The organism is Acidobacteriota bacterium (genome assembly GCA_016716435.1).
GTDB lineage: Bacteria > Acidobacteriota > Blastocatellia > Pyrinomonadales > Pyrinomonadaceae > OLB17.
Genome location: JADJWI010000003.1, coordinates 575,420 through 591,858, shown reverse-complemented (window position 1 = coordinate 591,858; position 16,439 = coordinate 575,420). Strand labels below are relative to the sequence as shown.

24 protein-coding genes and 1 tRNA gene are annotated in these 16,439 nt (G+C 54.3%); 5 read left to right on the top strand and 20 right to left on the bottom strand.

What is annotated here, in order from left to right; translation table 11 throughout:
* Positions 1–53 precede the first annotated feature (53 nt).
* The 4 genes from IPM21_06080 to IPM21_06065 all read right to left on the bottom strand — a co-directional run bounded on the left by IPM21_06080 (position 54) and on the right by IPM21_06065 (position 1,852).
* Positions 54–359 (bottom strand): DUF962 domain-containing protein, encoded by a 306-nt coding sequence (locus IPM21_06080; GenBank protein MBK9163474.1) that lies wholly within the window; start codon positions 357–359, stop codon positions 54–56.
* Positions 360–364: 5 nt separating this feature from the next.
* The gene (locus IPM21_06075) at positions 365–547 is read right to left on the bottom strand and encodes a hypothetical protein (GenBank protein MBK9163473.1); all 183 of its coding nucleotides are present in this window, start codon (positions 545–547) and stop codon (positions 365–367) included.
* A gap of 45 nt (positions 548–592) precedes the next feature.
* On the bottom strand, positions 593–1,069 hold the full coding sequence (locus IPM21_06070) for a dihydrofolate reductase (protein MBK9163472.1): 477 nt from the start codon (positions 1,067–1,069) through the stop codon (positions 593–595).
* Between the two features lie 81 nt (positions 1,070–1,150).
* Complete coding sequence (locus IPM21_06065; GenBank protein ID MBK9163471.1) at positions 1,151–1,852, bottom strand: DUF2071 domain-containing protein; 702 nt, start codon at positions 1,850–1,852, stop codon at positions 1,151–1,153.
* Between the two features lie 77 nt (positions 1,853–1,929).
* Here IPM21_06065 and IPM21_06060 point away from each other — a divergent pair.
* A tRNA-Leu gene (locus IPM21_06060) sits at positions 1,930–2,016 on the top strand.
* 59 nt (positions 2,017–2,075) lie between these two features.
* Positions 2,076–2,708: a class I SAM-dependent methyltransferase gene (locus IPM21_06055; GenBank protein MBK9163470.1), complete on the top strand. Its 633-nt coding sequence runs from the start codon at positions 2,076–2,078 to the stop codon at positions 2,706–2,708.
* Here the strand turns inward: IPM21_06055 and IPM21_06050 are convergent.
* The 14 genes from IPM21_06050 to IPM21_05985 all read right to left on the bottom strand — a co-directional run bounded on the left by IPM21_06050 (position 2,705) and on the right by IPM21_05985 (position 10,613).
* A complete protein-coding gene (locus IPM21_06050) occupies positions 2,705–3,067 on the bottom strand; it encodes a DUF1304 domain-containing protein (protein MBK9163469.1) in 363 nt (120 codons plus the stop codon). The genes IPM21_06055 and IPM21_06050 overlap by 4 nt on opposite strands.
* A 35-nt stretch (positions 3,068–3,102) precedes the next feature.
* Positions 3,103–3,432, bottom strand: coding sequence for a DUF5615 family PIN-like protein (locus IPM21_06045; GenBank protein MBK9163468.1), 330 nt, complete (start codon positions 3,430–3,432; stop codon positions 3,103–3,105).
* Positions 3,429–3,659, bottom strand: a complete 231-nt coding sequence (locus IPM21_06040; GenBank protein ID MBK9163467.1) for a DUF433 domain-containing protein — start codon at positions 3,657–3,659, stop codon at positions 3,429–3,431. Before IPM21_06040 ends, IPM21_06045 begins: the two co-directional genes overlap by 4 nt.
* A gap of 62 nt (positions 3,660–3,721) precedes the next feature.
* Positions 3,722–4,420, bottom strand: a complete 699-nt coding sequence (locus IPM21_06035; protein MBK9163466.1) for a pirin family protein — start codon at positions 4,418–4,420, stop codon at positions 3,722–3,724.
* A gap of 20 nt (positions 4,421–4,440) precedes the next feature.
* On the bottom strand, positions 4,441–5,334 hold the full coding sequence (locus tag IPM21_06030; GenBank protein MBK9163465.1) for a pirin family protein: 894 nt from the start codon (positions 5,332–5,334) through the stop codon (positions 4,441–4,443).
* A gap of 167 nt (positions 5,335–5,501) precedes the next feature.
* Positions 5,502–5,969 (bottom strand): hypothetical protein, encoded by a 468-nt coding sequence (locus IPM21_06025; GenBank protein ID MBK9163464.1) that lies wholly within the window; start codon positions 5,967–5,969, stop codon positions 5,502–5,504.
* Between the two features lie 134 nt (positions 5,970–6,103).
* The gene (locus IPM21_06020) at positions 6,104–6,394 is read right to left on the bottom strand and encodes a putative addiction module antidote protein (GenBank protein MBK9163463.1); all 291 of its coding nucleotides are present in this window, start codon (positions 6,392–6,394) and stop codon (positions 6,104–6,106) included.
* A 9-nt stretch (positions 6,395–6,403) separates the two neighbouring features.
* Positions 6,404–6,697, bottom strand: coding sequence for a type II toxin-antitoxin system RelE/ParE family toxin (locus IPM21_06015; protein ID MBK9163462.1), 294 nt, complete (start codon positions 6,695–6,697; stop codon positions 6,404–6,406).
* Positions 6,698–6,787: 90 nt separating this feature from the next.
* Positions 6,788–7,039, bottom strand: coding sequence for a hypothetical protein (locus IPM21_06010; protein ID MBK9163461.1), 252 nt, complete (start codon positions 7,037–7,039; stop codon positions 6,788–6,790).
* Positions 7,032–7,679 carry a class I SAM-dependent methyltransferase gene (locus tag IPM21_06005; protein ID MBK9163460.1) on the bottom strand — a complete coding sequence of 216 codons (648 nt, stop codon included), beginning with the start codon at positions 7,677–7,679 and terminating at the stop codon, positions 7,032–7,034. Before IPM21_06005 ends, IPM21_06010 begins: the two co-directional genes overlap by 8 nt.
* A gap of 41 nt (positions 7,680–7,720) precedes the next feature.
* A complete protein-coding gene (locus IPM21_06000; GenBank protein ID MBK9163459.1) occupies positions 7,721–8,344 on the bottom strand; it encodes a response regulator transcription factor in 624 nt (207 codons plus the stop codon).
* A gap of 5 nt (positions 8,345–8,349) precedes the next feature.
* The gene (locus IPM21_05995) at positions 8,350–9,171 is read right to left on the bottom strand and encodes a hypothetical protein (GenBank protein ID MBK9163458.1); all 822 of its coding nucleotides are present in this window, start codon (positions 9,169–9,171) and stop codon (positions 8,350–8,352) included.
* Between the two features lie 219 nt (positions 9,172–9,390).
* A complete protein-coding gene (locus IPM21_05990) occupies positions 9,391–9,918 on the bottom strand; it encodes a fasciclin domain-containing protein (GenBank protein MBK9163457.1) in 528 nt (175 codons plus the stop codon).
* Positions 9,919–10,067: 149 nt separating this feature from the next.
* A complete protein-coding gene (locus tag IPM21_05985; protein MBK9163456.1) occupies positions 10,068–10,613 on the bottom strand; it encodes a RecX family transcriptional regulator in 546 nt (181 codons plus the stop codon).
* 96 nt (positions 10,614–10,709) lie between these two features.
* On the opposite strand from IPM21_05985, the gene truB reads away from it, so the two are divergent.
* Positions 10,710–11,621, top strand: coding sequence for a tRNA pseudouridine(55) synthase TruB (gene truB, locus IPM21_05980; GenBank protein MBK9163455.1), 912 nt, complete (start codon positions 10,710–10,712; stop codon positions 11,619–11,621).
* A 93-nt stretch (positions 11,622–11,714) separates the two neighbouring features.
* Here the strand turns inward: truB and IPM21_05975 are convergent, their stop codons facing one another.
* Both IPM21_05975 and IPM21_05970 read right to left on the bottom strand, forming a co-directional pair.
* Positions 11,715–12,284 carry a hypothetical protein gene (locus IPM21_05975; protein MBK9163454.1) on the bottom strand — a complete coding sequence of 190 codons (570 nt, stop codon included), beginning with the start codon at positions 12,282–12,284 and terminating at the stop codon, positions 11,715–11,717.
* A 129-nt stretch (positions 12,285–12,413) separates the two neighbouring features.
* Complete coding sequence (locus IPM21_05970) at positions 12,414–12,716, bottom strand: hypothetical protein (protein MBK9163453.1); 303 nt, start codon at positions 12,714–12,716, stop codon at positions 12,414–12,416.
* A gap of 2,475 nt (positions 12,717–15,191) precedes the next feature.
* Between IPM21_05970 and IPM21_05965 the strand changes: the two genes are divergently transcribed.
* Both IPM21_05965 and IPM21_05960 read left to right on the top strand, forming a co-directional pair.
* The gene (locus IPM21_05965; GenBank protein MBK9163452.1) at positions 15,192–15,389 is read left to right on the top strand and encodes a helix-turn-helix domain-containing protein; all 198 of its coding nucleotides are present in this window, start codon (positions 15,192–15,194) and stop codon (positions 15,387–15,389) included.
* A 118-nt stretch (positions 15,390–15,507) separates the two neighbouring features.
* A complete protein-coding gene (locus IPM21_05960) occupies positions 15,508–16,419 on the top strand; it encodes an IS3 family transposase (protein ID MBK9163451.1) in 912 nt (303 codons plus the stop codon).
* Positions 16,420–16,439: the final 20 nt, after the last annotated feature.

Here is a 16,439-nt window from a genome sequence, read left to right as displayed (position 1 = left end):
GCTGCCGGCCCCCAAGCCGACAGCACCAAAACCTATCACCTAAAACTTAGCACTTAGCCCTTAATTCCGACGACCTTCTTGAACCACCACCGCAGCCCTACGAAGAGAAAACGCCAGTCTTTGAAAAACTCCGGCGGCTTGCCTTCAAAATAGTGCCCGACGAACTGAAGCACCCAGCCGAGGATGAAAAGCCCGAGTGCGAATTTCCAAAGCCCGGCAACAAGGAAACATACCGGCACCATCAGGATCGAAATGGCGATCATCGGTATGCCAAAACTGTGCGTCAGCCGATTTACCGGGTGCTGATGCCCTTCGGCATATTCCTCGATCCACTCGTCCCAGCTTCTGCCTCCCATCATAGTCATTAACCTCCACGCAACATTCGCCTAAGAAGTACAAAAACGCCGATCGCAATGCCGATCTTAAACAAAATGAAGATTCCTCCGGTCACCATGCTGACAAGCGAATAGACGATCACCGCAGCCAGAAACGGAAGAAGCCACGGCCAGACCGACTCGAGCCTCGCCAATATCGCATCGCGTCTCATATCCGGATACCTCCAAAACCTTACCCGAAAATGATACAACCTTTGTCAATCGCGAACGTAGCTGCTCGCCCGGAGGGCCTCGCCAAGCTCGACCGTTTCGCTGGAAGTAAATCCCCGCAAAAAATCCCGCTGCATAAAAACATCCGCATCCTCGACCGTTTCCGGGATCTCCGTGACGATCCATTTATCTATAACATCGGCGAAGTTCTCGTAGGTCTTCGCACCGCCGATGATGAACACATCGCACTTAAGATAACCGGCGAGCGATAGCACTTCCTCTTTGCTCCGGAGCAGAATTACGCCCGGCTGCGGCTCGATGCTGCCGCTGCGGCTGAGCACGATATTGAGCCGGTTCGGCAGCGGCCGCCCGATCGAGGCCCACGTTGTCCGCCCCATCACCACCGCATTGCCCGTCGTCGTCTCTTTAAAAAACCTCAGGTCCGCCGGATAATGCCACGGCAGCTTCCCGCCCTTCCCGATCGCAAAATTCTCCGCAATGGCCACAATGCCGATAAGTGTCATACAAAAACTGTTACCTCAAAACTTCAAACTGATAACTGTTACAAATATCTGTTTCAGTTTTCAGTTTTCAGTTTGAAGTTATTAGTTCAAAGACTTGCCCTTGTAAACTGCGATTTCCGACCCCTTGGCGAGGACGACCGAATACGGCTTTTCTTCGCCGAGAAACGCAAATTCCGGCCCGTAGGTGCAGCCGAAATCGACGTCGATGTGCGGCCTTTCGGCGGCAAATAGCTCCCATTTCGGGTGCTCCACCTTGTATTCGTCCGTCCGGCCGCCGCGGCGTTTTGTATAGCCCCAGTAATGTTCGATTATGAACTCCTCGTGCGAGCCCTCGCCTGGCACGCCGAGGTTTGCCCCGCTCTCGACGCTTATCGTGTTGCGGCATTCGCCCTTTTCCCATGAGTAACGAACATGGAGCGCATCGCGGAAGTGCGACATCCGCCAGCGTTCGTAGAGCTCGCCGTAGAGCCTCCGGGCGATCATCGCTATAGCCGCCCGCGGCACGATCTCTTTTACAAAAACCACCCCGCGGCGGATCTCGCCCTCCGTCTCGCGGACGACGTAGAACCGAAGGTTCACCTCTTCAAAATTTACATGGAACGGGACAAGGAATTCCATAACCCGCGTATCGAGGAACATGAACCCGACCAGGCTGACAAAGCAGCGGCCTTCATGAAGGTCAAGCTCCGTCCCCGCGGGAACACGCGACGCAAGCAACTCGGGCGGAACCTCGTAGTTCGCCATTATCAGGTCGCGCCATTCGGCCGATAAGAACTTTCGCATCGCCTAAATATACACCACCTTTCGGGCCGATGTCTTGAATTTCCCTCGGCGAATTAGTATTCTCTGAGTTCGCTCGTGCGGACGTGGCGGAACTGGTAGACGCGCAGGTCTCAGAAGCCTGTTGCCTTACGGCAGTGGAAGTTCGATTCTTCTCGTCCGCACCAAACTTTCAAAAGGCCCGGCCGCGAAGGCGGGGCTTTTGCCTTTTTTCGGGGTCTTTTGCGTGATCACAGCCGGACTAAAAGAGCACATACGGGCAAACGAGGCCGCCTTTGGGCTTGGGCTGACCGATGAGCAGATCGCGAGGCTTGAGGGCCTCGCCGCCATCATCGCCGAGCACAACGAGATGCTCCACCTGGTCGCGCCCTGCGACGCGGAGGAGTTCGCCATTCGCCACATTCTCGAAAGCCTTTACCTGCTCACGTTTCTGCCCGCCGAGGCGCACATTGCCGATATCGGCACCGGCGCGGGCTTGCCCTCGCTGCCGTGCCTGCTCGTCCGCGAAGGGCTGCGGGCAACGCTGATCGAATCGAAAGAAAAGAAGTGCAAGTACCTGGAAGAAGCAGTGGAAAGGCTCGGGCTTGGGAACCGGGTCGCGATCGTAAATCGGCAGTTTGAAGAGGCCGAGCTAGGTGAGGCGAACGTCATCACGACCCGCGCGCTCGATAAGCTTTCTCGCAAGCTCGCGAAGCTGCTCAAATGGGCCGCGGGCCGCGAGCTTGTGCTTTTCAGCGGGCCGGCGGTTGGCGAAGCTCTAAAGAAGATCGGGACGCGGCACACCGAGCACCTCATCCCGCTTTCCGAACAGCGATACGTTTTCGTGATTCCGCCGCGAGTTACCAAACGCAAGAGCTAGCTTTTTCGATCGGCGAGAAGCACGGCACCTAGCGCAACCGCGGCCGGCAACGCCTGAGTATAAAGTATCGAGCCCTTTGCCGTCGCCGCTCCGAAAACCCCGGCAACGACAACGCACCCGAGGAAGAAAAGCTTAAGCTCACGCCGGCCGCTGACAAGCCCCCAGATCAAACCCGCCGCGAGAAAGCCATTATAAAGCCCCTGATTTGCCGCGAGCGTGGCCGAAGCGGCCGAAACCTCCGGCGTCATCCCAAACACCTGCCGCCCGACCGGATGGTCCCAAAAGAACATCTCAAGCACGAGTATCCCAATGTGCTCAAGGGCAACGACAGCGGTCAATATCGCAGCAACGATCTTCATCACTCTTTCTCCGGACGGAGTATAGCAGAGGTCGATTACCCCAATTCGACCAAGTGTTCCGATTCCAAAATTCGCAGGGCCGTCACCAGATGTTCGGAGAATATTTCTCTAAGTCTTTCGTTTGATGTGTTTCCACAAGTGAGCCAAAGTACTCTTGGCGGCGGTCCGTACCGATCAAGCAGATCCACGAAGTCCCTATCCTTAGTAATGACGATCGCGTCCGCCTCCCTTGCTGACCTGAAGATCTCAAGGTCAGCCGCGTCGCGAAGGCCGATATCACGCAAGGCTACCGCTTGACATCCAAGCGTTGCGCTTATCCAGCCCGCTATCGAAGGCGATATTTGAGCGTCGATCCAGATCATCACGCCGCGAGCGGAATCATCGGGTGGTCAAGTTTGCGTGCGGCGTAATTGAGTGCCGCGACGAGGTCCTCACTCTCAAGATCAGGCATCTCCGCTAAGATCTCTTCAGCGCTAAGACCCGCCGCGAAAAGATCAAGAATATCGATGACGCGAATACGCATTCCTCTGATACACGGACGGCCTCCGCATTTCTCAGGGTCGATCGTTATTCTTTCCAGATACTTGTCCATCAAAATGATTATGCCATAGGAGAAGCCAAGATCGGCGGAAATCTTCTCCTATGGCAATTCGGTTAGTTCAGGTCGAACAGCAGGAACTCCGTCCCGTCGGCGTTGGCCTTTAGCGCGAGCGACTTTTCCTCGCTAATCGCCGCGCCGTCGCCGGGCTTTAGGACCTCGCCGTTGACCGCAAGCTCGCCGGAGATTAGCTGCACCCAGGCGTAGCGGCCCTCGGCAAGTTCGTGCTTCACCTCGTCGCCCGCTGAGAGGAGCGAGGCATAAAGCCGGACGTCCTGGTTGATATGGACCGAGCCGTCATCGCCGCCGCGTGAGGCAACGAGCCGCAGCTTGCCCTGCTTTTCCTCGGGAGCAAAATATGTCTGCTCATATGAGGGCTGCAGGTTCTGCTTTTCCGGCAGCAGCCATATTTGCAGCATATGCGTCCTGTCGGTCGGCGAGCTGTATTCGCTGTGGAGCACGCCGGTGCCGGCAGTCATCCGCTGGACCTCGTGCGGGCGTATCGTCTCGCCGTTGCCCATCGAATCGCGATGCGAAAGCTCGCCCTCGATCACATAAGTAACGATCTCCATATCGCGGTGCCCATGCGTCGGAAAGCCCTGTCCCGGTTCGATCCGATCCTCATTGATCACCCGCAGGGCACGAAAACCCATGAACCGCGGGTCGTAATAATCCGCAAACGAAAAGCTGTGATACGTGTCCAACCAACCATGGTTAGCATGCCCGCGTTCGTCTGAGCGTCTGATCTTTATCATTATTCCCTCCCTGTTCTTTACTATCTAAGATAGCCGAATTTGCCCTGCTGGTAATCGTCGATCGCCTGGGCGATCTCGGCATTTGTATTCATAAGGAACGGGCCGTATTGCGCGATCGGTTCGTTCAGCGGTTCGCCGCTCATCAGCAGAAAGATGCCGTCTTCAAGCGCCGCCACCCGCAGCGTTTCGCCGTCCCGTTCGAAGAGTGCAAGGTTGTTAAGCGGCAATTTCTCTTCACCGTTCAGCAGTGCCGAGCCCTCGATAGCAAGCAATGCCGTCGTATAGCCTTCGGGATAAGACAGCTCCACCGTCTCGCCCTGTTTCATTTTCAGGTTGTAAAGATGAACGGGCGTGAACGTCGTCGCCGGCCCTTTCACACCGCCGAAATCACCGGCGATGATCTCCACCTCGCCGCCGAGCGGCAGTTTCACGCGGCCCATTTCGGCATTCGTGATCGCCTGGTATTTCGGCTCGGTCATCTTGTCCTTCGCGGGCAGGTTGACCCAAAGCTGGACCATCTGAAAAGGCCCGCCCTGCCGGTTCAGTTCCTGCTCGTGAAACTCCTTGTGAAGCAGCCCGCTGCCGGCGGTCATCCATTGCACATCGCCTTCACCGATGACGCCGCCGCCGCCCCAACTGTCGTGATGCTCGACCTTGCCTTTGTAGGCGATCGTCACCGTCTCGAACCCGCGATGCGGATGCGGCCCGACGCCGAACGGCTCTTCTCGCGGCGGAAACTCCGTCAGAGCGCCATAGTCCAGCAAAAAGAAAGGGCTCATCCGCTCGCCCGTCAGCGGCCCGTGCGGGAAAAACCCGTGCACATTAAATCCATCGCCGACCCAATGCTTAGGCGGCGGCGGAACGATCCTCTCTACTCTTTTGACCTGTTTCGATGTCTTCGATTGTGCCGACATTTTACAATTCTCCTTGTCTCCCTTTGCGACTCTGCGTCTTTGCGGCAGAAGAACTATTCCCCGCAAATTCGCAAAGCCATTACAAGAAGTTTATCGGTACAGGCGCGGAATGTAACCATCAATTGCGGTAGGAACGATCTAATACTTTTGGGTGAGGATTTGTTCGCTCAGGTTAGGATCTTGCGAGGATTGAAGATATAAGCAACACGAGGAAGAGCAAGAACCAGGAGAACAGGAAATGAAAACAATATCGTTAGAAAAACAACTCGAAAAATAAAGAAGCCGGCATTCTCTGCGAGAATTTTATTAACGGTCCCACCGTAACCGACCGAATTATAAACAAACCAGACAACTCCGAATAAAAGTGAAAATAGGAATGCCCCAGAAATTGGGGCCGAGACCCAGTAAAGATGGCCGGGTTTACATTTGCGCCATGTGAACGCAACCACGGCGCCTACCAAAAATGATAAGAAACCGACTGCAGTAATAACAAAGAGATTTTCAACAGGCCCCTGCCCGCTGTCGGCCGTTCGTTGGCATTCGTATCCTACGCCGGCCCCGTAAAGTAGCAGGAGTATCAATTCCACGTACCAGAATTTACTGGACGTGAGCGAGTTTTGAACAATCTCATTCATTCTTAGATATAACCATCAACCCGTCCCTCACCGGCAGCAGAATATTCGAAACGCGGTCTTACGCCGCCCATAAATACTGTAGGGTCGTAAATGTTGCTTAATGGACGAGTGGTGCATCGGCGAATTTGTCCCGACTACTTCACGGGAGAAGCATGCAGTTTTAGCCCCAAAGCCTGAACCACTTTCATAATAGTTGAAAACTCAGGATTTCCATTTGGCGACAGAGCTTTATAGAGACTCTCGCGACCAAGTCCGGTATCTCGCGCAAGTTGGGTCATGCCGCGGGCTCGCGCAATGTCGCCAAGTGCCGCGGCTACGAGCGAAGGCTCGCCTTCTTCAAGCGCGGCCTCAAGATAGGCGGCCATTTCCTCCTCCGAATTCAAATGCTCCGCCGGATCCCATGGAGTTGTCTTGATCTTTCCCATACCCATCTCCTAATCGACATCTTTGGCGATCTGTTTCGCCTTTGCTATGTCCTTTTCTTGTGTGGATTTATCGCCACCTATCAAAAGCAGAATCAGTTCGCCCCCTTTCGTCAAAAAATAAACTCGATAGCCCGGCCCGTAATCGATTCTCATTTCCGAGACACCCTCGCCCACGGGTTTCACGTCGCCCGGATTGCCAAGCGAAAGACGTCGAATACGGATGTCTATCCGCGCACGTGCCTTGTGATCCTTAAGAGCTTTGAACCATTTGGCGTAGTGCTCGGTTTGGCGAATCTCGATCACGGCTAAAGTGTATCATATGGGATACACCCATTGCCAAATTATTATTTTGCGAACCATGAGCCCTACGCATCAACGACCGCGAGGACGCAATTATGATCGATTTCTCAAGAACAGAAAAAGTATGGAGTTCAATACGGCGCCAACTACACATCCGATCATGATGATCTTGTCACCGTTAATTGTCATATGCAGGATCAGACCGCTAAGCATCATCAAGGGAATGCTCCACGGAATGGCAAATAAGCTAAGGCCGAATGCTGAATCGACGAAGAAGAGAAGCGCGACGATTCCCAGATAGAACGCTACGATCACCAGATCGGCGGCTGTTTGAGACTTACGCATAGTCGCCCTTCTTCCTCGCGACCATCAGGCCGTCTCTTACCGGCAGGAGGATATTCTCGACGCGGTCGTCGGCTAGGACCATTTGGTTATACTCATGGAGGGCTTGGGTGTCTTCGTCTTTTTCTTCTTCGAGCACGCGGCCGCTCCAGAGGACGTTATCGGCGATGATGAAGCCGCCGGGGCGGAGCTTGTCGAAAACGAGATTGTAGTAGTTTGAGTAGTTCGGCTTATCGGCGTCGATAAAGACCAGATCGAAGGGGCCAATCATGTGCGGCATAATGTAAACCGCTTCCCCGAGCCGGAGCTGAATGCGGTCGCGGTATGCGGTGCGGTCGATATAGCTTTGGGCGACGGCGTTCGTTTCTTCGTTGATATCGAGCGAGATGACCTTTCCGCCCTCGGCCAGGCCCTCGGCGAGGCAGATGGTCGAATAGCCGAGATACGTCCCGATCTCAAGCACCGCCTTCGGCCGGATCATGTGCGAGATCATCGAAAGCAGCCGGCCCTGATAAAACCCCGAGAGCATCGAGGAATCTTTGTAATGGGCGTAGCAGTGCTCGCGAAGCTCCCGCAGCACATCGCTCTCGCCGGAGGTGAAGCTTTCGGCGTATTCCGTCAATGCGTTTCTTATCTCGTTCATAATTTATGGAACTGGCCGCCCGCTTACACAGGCGGTTCTGACTAGAGGTCAACGCGTACCATGCCGCGCTTTATCGCCGTCGTCGCGGCCGACGTCCGGTCTGAGACGCCGAGCTTGCCGAAGATGTTCTGGATGTGCGACTTGATGGTGTTCTCGCTTACGTCGAGCGCAAAGGCGATCTCTTTGTTCGACATCCCGCCGACGATCATCCGCAGCACATTTGCCTCGCTTCGGGTCAGCTCTTCCTGGCCGAGGTTCTCGCTCAAAATGCGTGCGATGTCGTCGGGAATATATTTCCGCGCCGCCGCGACCGCACGGACCGCATCGGTCAGCTCCATGGGCGTCACATCTTTGCAGATATACCCCACGGCGCCTTTCTTTAGCGCACGGCTTATCTCGGCATCGCCGGCGTGCTCGGCCAGCACGATCACCTTCGCCTTCGCGTTTTCGATGAAGTAATTGTCGAGGTCATCTATCGCGCACGAATCCGGCAGCCGCAGCCCGAGGATCGTCACATCCGGCCGCAGTTCGCTGAACATCCGGAAGCCATCCGCCGCATTGTCCGCCTCGCCGATGAGTTCAATTTCCGCCGCATCAGCAAAAACCGCCCGCACGCCGAGACGTGTGAGCGGTTGGTTTTCGATCAATAAGACCTTGGTCGACATTATGCCTAAGCCTTCAAATTCGCCGCAAATTCCACGATCGGCCTGATCAGGTCCGTGTCGTAGTTCGTCTTCACGTTCTGCATTACCGCGGTAATACGCTCGAGTCCCATGCCGGTATCTACCGAGGGAGCCGGCAGCGGCGTCAGCTTGAAAGTGCCGTCCGGTTCCTGCGTCCGGTTATATTGCATAAAGACGAGGTTCCAGATCTCCATCGTCGTGTCGCCCTCACCGTTGACCCAGATGGCCGCGTTCTTTTCCGGGTCGCCCGGTGCATCGCCCATGTAATAGTGGATCTCCGAGCAAGGGCCGCAGGGGCCGGTGTCGCCCATCTGCCAGAAATTATCTTTTCGTCCGAAACCAAGGATCCGCTCGGGCCGCGCGCCAACCTTTTCCCAAAGTGCCCGAGCCTCGTCGTCCGGCCCGACCTCGTCGTCGCCTTCGAAGACCGAGAACCAAAGCCGCTCGGTATCGAGCCCGAGCTCATCGACCAGAAACTCCCAAGCGTATTTGATCGCGTCTTCTTTGAAATAGTCGCCAAACGAAAAATTCCCGAGCATCTCGAAGAACGTATGGTGCCGTGCCGTCTTCCCGACCTCGTCCAGGTCGTTGTGCTTGCCGCCCGCACGGATGCACTTCTGCGTCGTCACCGCGCGTTTGTAGTCCCGCTTCTCATTGCCGAGAAAGACGTCCTTGAACTGGTTCATCCCGGCGTTGGTGAAAAGAAGCGTCGGGTCGTTCGCCGGCAAAAGCGGCGAAGAGTGCACCACCTTATGCCCGTTCCGTTCAAAATAATCGAGGAATTTCTGCCTGATCTCGCTGCCTGTCATAAAGAGAAGATTCTAGCACAAGCCCGGCGGCCAAAAACAAAAATGCCGGGCACCACGCGGCACCCGGCTTAAAAGGAGTATTCCTACTTGGAGAAAGTTCTGTCCTCCCCTGTGAACATTTTCCCCCGACTTATCGGCGGTGAGGGCCGAAAGGGAAAATTCTGCTTGCGGCCGCTGCTCTCGCCTTATTTGTGTACGAGAGCAGGCGGCCAAGCGAGATTACATCTTCGGAAGCACGACGGTGTCGATGACGTGAACGATACCGTTCGAGGTCTTGACGTCAACCATAACTACGGTCGACTTGTTGCCGTTCTCATCCATAAGGACAACGTTCTTGCCATCAAGCATTGCGGTCAGCTTGCCGCCCTGAACGGTCGTCAGAACTGCCTTGCCCTTGCCGTCTTTGATCGCCTTGGCGACTGCCTTCGAGTCGAGCTTTCCGGCAACGACGTGATAGGTGAGCACACCCGTAAGCATCTGCTTATTCTCCGGCTTTAGAAGAGCCGAAAGGGTTGCCGCCGGCACTTTGCCGAAAGCATCATTTGTCGGAGCAAACACCGTGAACGGGCCTGCGCTCTTGAGCGTGTCAACCAATTCGGCTGCCTTTACTGCCGTAACCAGAGTCGAAAGCGAATCGGTCGCCATCGCCGTATCGACGATGTCCTTGTCGTTCTTCATCTGGGCCGAAACATTGGCGACACCGATCGCCATAACGAATGCGAATACTGCAAAAAGAATTTTTTTCATAACTTCTCCCTTGATCGTTGAATTTTTTCGAAATTTTATCGAAAGGATAATTTCCTTCTGGTGAGGTTTTCGGTTTCGGGGCGGTAACGGATTCAGAAAAATTTCCGGGCGGGCTTATTTTGTGGATGAGGCAAACTGAACTTTCCGGCTTATTCGGCTGAGTCTTCGGCCTCGTCCGCGGCGGGCAGATCGCGGAGCTTTTCGCGGATCAGCCCGTAGCCAAAGCCCTGCCGCATCAGGTGGTCGTAAAATTTCTTAAGCTCCTCGCGGGACTCGGGCCGGCCCTTTATCCGCAGCCGCTTTGCGATCGCAAGGTCGATCAGCTCGCTTTCAGGGTGCTTCTCAAAAGCGGCATCGATTGCGGCCGTGAGCGTCTCGCGGTCAAGCTGTTTCCGCGACATCGCCTGCTCAAGCCGTCGGCGGCCCTGTGGCTTTTGCCGGAGCTTCGCGGCCGCAGTATCGTGGGCGAACCGCTCGTCGTCAAGGTATTCGTATTCCGTAAGCTTGGCGATGACGGCATCGACGATCTCCTCATTCGTCCACACCTTTTCGAGCAGCCGCGTGCGAAGCTCCTTGACCGACCGCGGCTTGGCGGCGAGCAGCCTGACCGCGCGGTTCATCGTCCGCTCGCGCGAGCGCGCCGCGTCGCGAATAACGCGGTCCTCTTCCTTTATCTCGGTCGGCCTTCGTCGCACAGGCTCGAATTTTACACCCCGCTCGGCAAAAAGCTGAGCCGCGATGCGTATTACCTCTTGCGGCTGCCGAGCCGCTTTTCGGTTAGAATGATGGAAATGGACGGCATACTTGTTATAGATAAACCCGAGGGCATGACCTCACACGACGTCGTTGCCCGGCTCCGGCGGATACTCAAGACGCGAAAGATCGGCCACACCGGCACGCTCGACCCCTTCGCGACCGGCGTGCTTGTTATGCTCGTCGGGCGGGCGACGCGGCTCGCGCAGTTTCTTGATAAGGACGAAAAGGAGTATGACGCGCTCGTCAGCTTTGGCTACGAGACCGAGACCGGCGACCGCACCGGCGAGCGGCGCGAGGCCGAGGCTCGGGCCGACGTCGCCGTAACGCCCGACGCGCTGATCGAGGCCATCGGTAAATTCATGGGCGAGATAAAGCAGGTGCCGCCGATGTATTCGGCAAAAAAGATCGGCGGCCGAAAGCTCTACGAACTCGCCCGCGAGGGCAAAGAGGTAGAGCGCGAACCCGCCGATGTGACCATCTACAAACTCGACCTCTCGCAGGACCGAATGCCTGCCGAGCCCGAAGAGGGAACATTCCATCTCCGCTTTCAGGTCCGCTGCTCGGCCGGCACATATATCCGCTCGCTCGCCGAAGACATCGGCCGCGAACTCGGCACCGGCGCCCATCTTGGCGATCTCCGGCGAACCGCCGCGGGCAAGTTTAGAATAGAGACGGCCGTCACGCTCGACGACCTCGTCAGGGCAGACGACCCCTCGCGGTTCCTTCTGCCGATGACCGAAGCGCTTGGCAATATGCCCGAATTCACCGTCCGCGAAGACCGCCTCGCCCAAACACTAAACGGCCTCGCAACCCGCATCTCAGACGAAAGCTTCTCCGAAGGCCAACGCGTAAAAATGCTCAGCGAAACCGGCGAACTCCTAGCCATCGGCACCTTCAACCCCACCGAAAACACCATCCAACCAACCCTGGTCCTAGCCGGAAATTAAGATTCTGAGTGAACAAGCTCCGTTAGGAGCGTAATGTTTATAGATACGAAGCCTGACGGACGAATACAGGGGAGATCACCCAATTTCTGTTAACTAGGCCATGCCGGGAAGCTCATATAATTCAACTTCTTCCTGGATCAAATCTATTAGTGCTTTGAGATTCCTGGGAAATTTGTCCTTTCTTGATTGATAACCCGAAGCGGTTTCTTTATTTTCTAAGTAAAGGCTGTATAAATAATCATCTGAAACTAAAATATCTTCTTTGAAATGAAGATTTTCCTCAATACTAATCAATTCCTCTAGTCTCTTGATCTTTTCTTGTGAGAGCTCTAAGTCCTTCGGTTTGTAAGTCGAGATAAGTGTTACTTTTTGAGAATCATATATCTCAGGCATCTCCCACTTGTCATTAGGAATTGAATAGGTGCCGACAAAATATTTGACTTCACCATTTTTGTTAATCGAAATCATGTGTCCCGTACAACATCCACCTCGACCAATCAAGATAAATATTTCCTTTGATAGCTTTGTCTCATCTGCTAGTTTCTTTTCATCTAAAGAAATAGTTCTTTTGGTCTGATGATCTCCAAGGTTTCTTGTTTTCTCCGACACACAGCCAGTAGATAGAAGTCCTAGAATTAAATAGTAAGCCAAGCATTTTGTCATGATTAGTACTGACTCCTTACTCGCAATCCTTGTTCCCGTCTAATCGGAATGCGGAATCCCCGTTCTGAGTCCCGGCTTTAGCCGGCTTTCGCTGCGGCCGGGTTCCGCTGTCGCCGAAGGTTACGAAGATTATAGCCCGGGGTGAAACCCCGGGTTTGGGTGGCCACCAACCCGCTCCCTGAAAGGGAGCAAGATCTTCCACCCGCCCGTTTCAGGAGCCCACCGTGTCAGTAGCCCGACCGTAAGGGAGGGCGCAACTCGAAAGCGGATCTCGGAATGCGGAATCCCCGTTTTGAGTCCCGGCTTCAGCCGGCCGGCCTGAGCGGTGCCCGCCGCGGCGTTCATGCACCGGGCACTCTGCACCATCGAGAGATCGCCGCTCGTGTCGAGCACGTTCTTCACCACCCGCCCGCTCGGGTACCGCTGCTCCACCATCGCCCTCGAGTGGTTATAGGTACACGAGGTCTCATACCCGACCCGATCTGTCGTCTGCTTATGACCCTCAAATCGATCAAGACATTCGTCGAGGTTCCAATCTCGTTCCTATTGGCCACGTTCGAATTCCTTCTGAATTTCGAAAAGCCGGTCTTGGAGTTGGCTATAAAACGAGCTATTTTCCCTCGGTGTACTTACTACAAAGCTTGTGTACTGGACGGTTTTCGTTGAAGTATTGAAACTCCCAAATCCACCGGTGTTCATCACAAAGACTTTGTTCTCAAAGTCGTCTTCAGAAATGTCTCCGAAGCGATTCTGCGGCAATCCGTCTGGCGAATTGTCACCAGTCACTCGAAGCTGTTCAATTCGCCTTCGTTCGCCTTCGGTGGAAACATAGTAATACTCCTTTCTCACGAGCCCAGTTTCGGGCGGTCCCTTTACTAACAAAACACCGTTGCTCGGGATCGGGTATACAAATCGCCCAGCCTCAACATTCCGCTCAATTCCGTTAGGCTGATCAAACAAAATTACAACACCTCCTTTGAACCCCTGCGGTATCAAAAAGATGCCATCTTTCGTTTGTGACGAACACGAACATACTAGGAAGGAAATCACAACTGTCGTTAATGCTAACTTGTACCTGCGATGTCTCATATTTACAGACCCCCATCCGTCGTCTGCTTATGCCCCGTCACACGACCTACGATGTCAAAAGACGTGATTCGACGATGCCCAAGACACGAACTTACCTTAAACGTCGTCCCCAAACGCACAGCTACCAAATATTCAGAACAATTGTGTTTGACGATTCTCCTCGATAAAAAGCCCAGTAAGAAATCTTCCCATCAGCAAGAAGACTGTTGAGAATTTCTCTTATCGATTTTCCTTTTTGGCTGACAAAGATTCGCTTGCTCTTTAGGACGACATTGTTCCCCCGAACCGACCGTTCTTCGCTTACAGCCAATTTTCTTATCGACAACTCTTTTTGGACTACTTCGCTAGACAGTATAAGGTTCACGAACTCCTGCGGCGTTGCCTCTCGAGCGTCCACGCTCTCCAGAATGATGTCTAAAAGTGATTCAGATTCTAGTATCGTGGGAACCAACGTTATCGAGCCGCCATTGTAATACCAACGATACTCGGGTCTAAGAGATACGAACGCATTCACAACGTCCTCCATCTTCGACGCAGAAACGGTAACTGTCTTCCTACCAGCACTATTCGTTTCCGATTCAATGATCTCCATGCCCAATGGTACGCTGAAATGCTCTGACGCCTGCGATAGGACAAGAAATGCATTTTCGTTTGAAATTTGCCACGTTCTCGGTTGTGTGGCCTCAGGTTCTGTACGCTAACCATTCCCTGATTCGACTAGAACAATGATAAAAAAGAACGCTATGACAAGGCCTAGATTAACTTTGAATATGTGTCGGTTCATCGCTTATTCTCCAGAAGATCATCCTCATTTTTGTCCCCGTTGATGGGGACCTCGGTAATTCTGATTGTATTGGTCTTTGGATTTACTTCGTATGTATTCTTTCTTGCAGGGAAAGGATCATCCTTCGTTCCATTGCGTTTCCGCCATCGTCGCGATCTCCTCGCCAAACGGCATAAAGTCCCGCCGCGAAACGACCTCACCCTGCTTATTCGTCAGAACCCGCGGGCTGCTTGGGACGGTCAGGTTGTCAAAGAGCTTGATGCAGGCTGAATGTTCATTTGAGTCGAGTACTTCGCCGCAAGTTGCCCGGGGGCATTATAGACCGCCCGGCCGCGAAATGCGTCACCCAAACGGTGTAGCCCGGGCGATTCCGCGGCCTTTCGCCAAACCAGGCCCTTGTATTGCGGATTCCGTCTGTGTTTTCTGTGCGGCTTCGGTCTGTGCTTTCTGTGGAAATGGTTTTCTCCAACACCACAGAATCCACAGACAAGCTTCCGGTTTTCTTCTTTTCTTATTTCGTGGTTCCTACTTGCGGCGGGCAGGATGCCCGCGTTCCCAAAGCGGCTGAAGCCGAGACCCCGAACTTCGCAACTTCGAAACTCCGCAACCTTCCAGAACTTTCATTTCATCCATATCTCACGGATCGCCGTTCACATTGCCCGAGAGGCCTAGGAAAATGGACAGCGGGAGAAAGTGGGCGGTGAGCTGTGGGAAAGCAGACCAAGGTCCCTCATTCTTACTAATTAATAATTAGAAATTACTAATTTGTAATTAAACGGAATGCCAAGATCGAGTGTGAAAATGCAAAAAACAAAGATCCAAGACGCGAAACCAAGGTCCTTGTTCAACCAATTCACGATGGTCCAATTAACAATTGACAATGCGAAAGAACGCCAAAGATCCAAAACGACATTCCGATCGGCCAATGTTCAAAGACCGAAGACCAAAGGCCCAAGACCAACCCGCGTGTTCCAGATGTCCCATTCGTTCCAAGTGTCTTGTCCTGAAATAGGTTTACAGGTAAAAGGGAACAGATGAAACAAGACGAAGAGATGAGGAGAGAGGCAGTTGAGAGGTACGGGAGAGGCGGTGTGTCGATGCGGGAACTGGCGCGGATATACCGGGTTTCGGTGTCGACTGTACATAGATGGATAAGGGGTCGTGAGGCCGGGGCGGTTCGGCGACGGGGTCGTCTGCCGGGTCTGGGCATGGGTCGGGGTCGGCGGAGGTGAGGCGGCTGCGGAAGGAGCTTGAGGAGGCCCGGCTCTACAACGAGTTGCTGAATGCGATGATCGACATCGCGGAAGATCGATTTGAGGTACCGATCAGAAAAAAACCTGGGGCCAAGCGGTGAGGAAAGTGGTAGAGAGCGGCAGGGGAAGAAGCCTGGGAGAGGCCTGCCGGCTGCTTGGCTATACGAGACAGGCATATTACAAGGGGAAACGGCGAGTGGAGAAGAGGGCGTTCGAAGCCGAGATCGTGCTGCAGGAGGTAGGAAGGCTGAGAAAGGAGCAAAAGCGGATCGGTGTAAGAAAGCTGCATCACATGATGAGCGGGTTTGCCCGCGAGCACTCGGTAGAGATCGGCCGCGACGCTTTGTACGACCTCTTGCGGGAGCATTCGATGCTGGTCCGAAAGAGAAGGAGGCGAAGTCCGAGGACAACGTTTTCGGGCCTCTGGATGAAGAGCTTCCCGAATCTTGCGAAGGGCTTCGAGCCGACCCGCTGCAATCAATTGTGGGTCAGCGATATCACTTATATCAGGGTCCGGGAAGGGTTTGCTTATCTGAGCCTGATCACGGACGCCTACTCGCGAAAGATAGTCGGCTACTGCCTCAGCGAGGACCTGACAGCCAGAGGGCCGGCGGCGGCACTGCGGATGGCCCTCAGGGACAATCCGGAACGCGAAGGCTTGATACACCACTCGGACCGTGGGCTGCAATACTACAGCTCGCGGTACATGAAGCTGATCGGGAAACGGATCCGTATCTCGATGAGCGAAAAGAGCGACCCGCTGGAGAACGCCATCGCCGAACGCGTCAACGGCATTCTCAAACAGGAACTGCTCCGGACAAGCTTCAAAAGCTTCTCCGAGGCGGCCCGGCAGATCGATCAGGCGGTCAATACCTACAACCACCTGAGGCCGCATCTGTCGATCGATATGCTCACCCCGGCCGAGGCCCACGCCAGGACCGGCGAGCTCAAGAAGCGCTGGAAGAAATACTATCCGGCCAAAACTTTTCACTCTCAGGCCTCGGCCTGAGAGTGAAACTCAAAACCAAT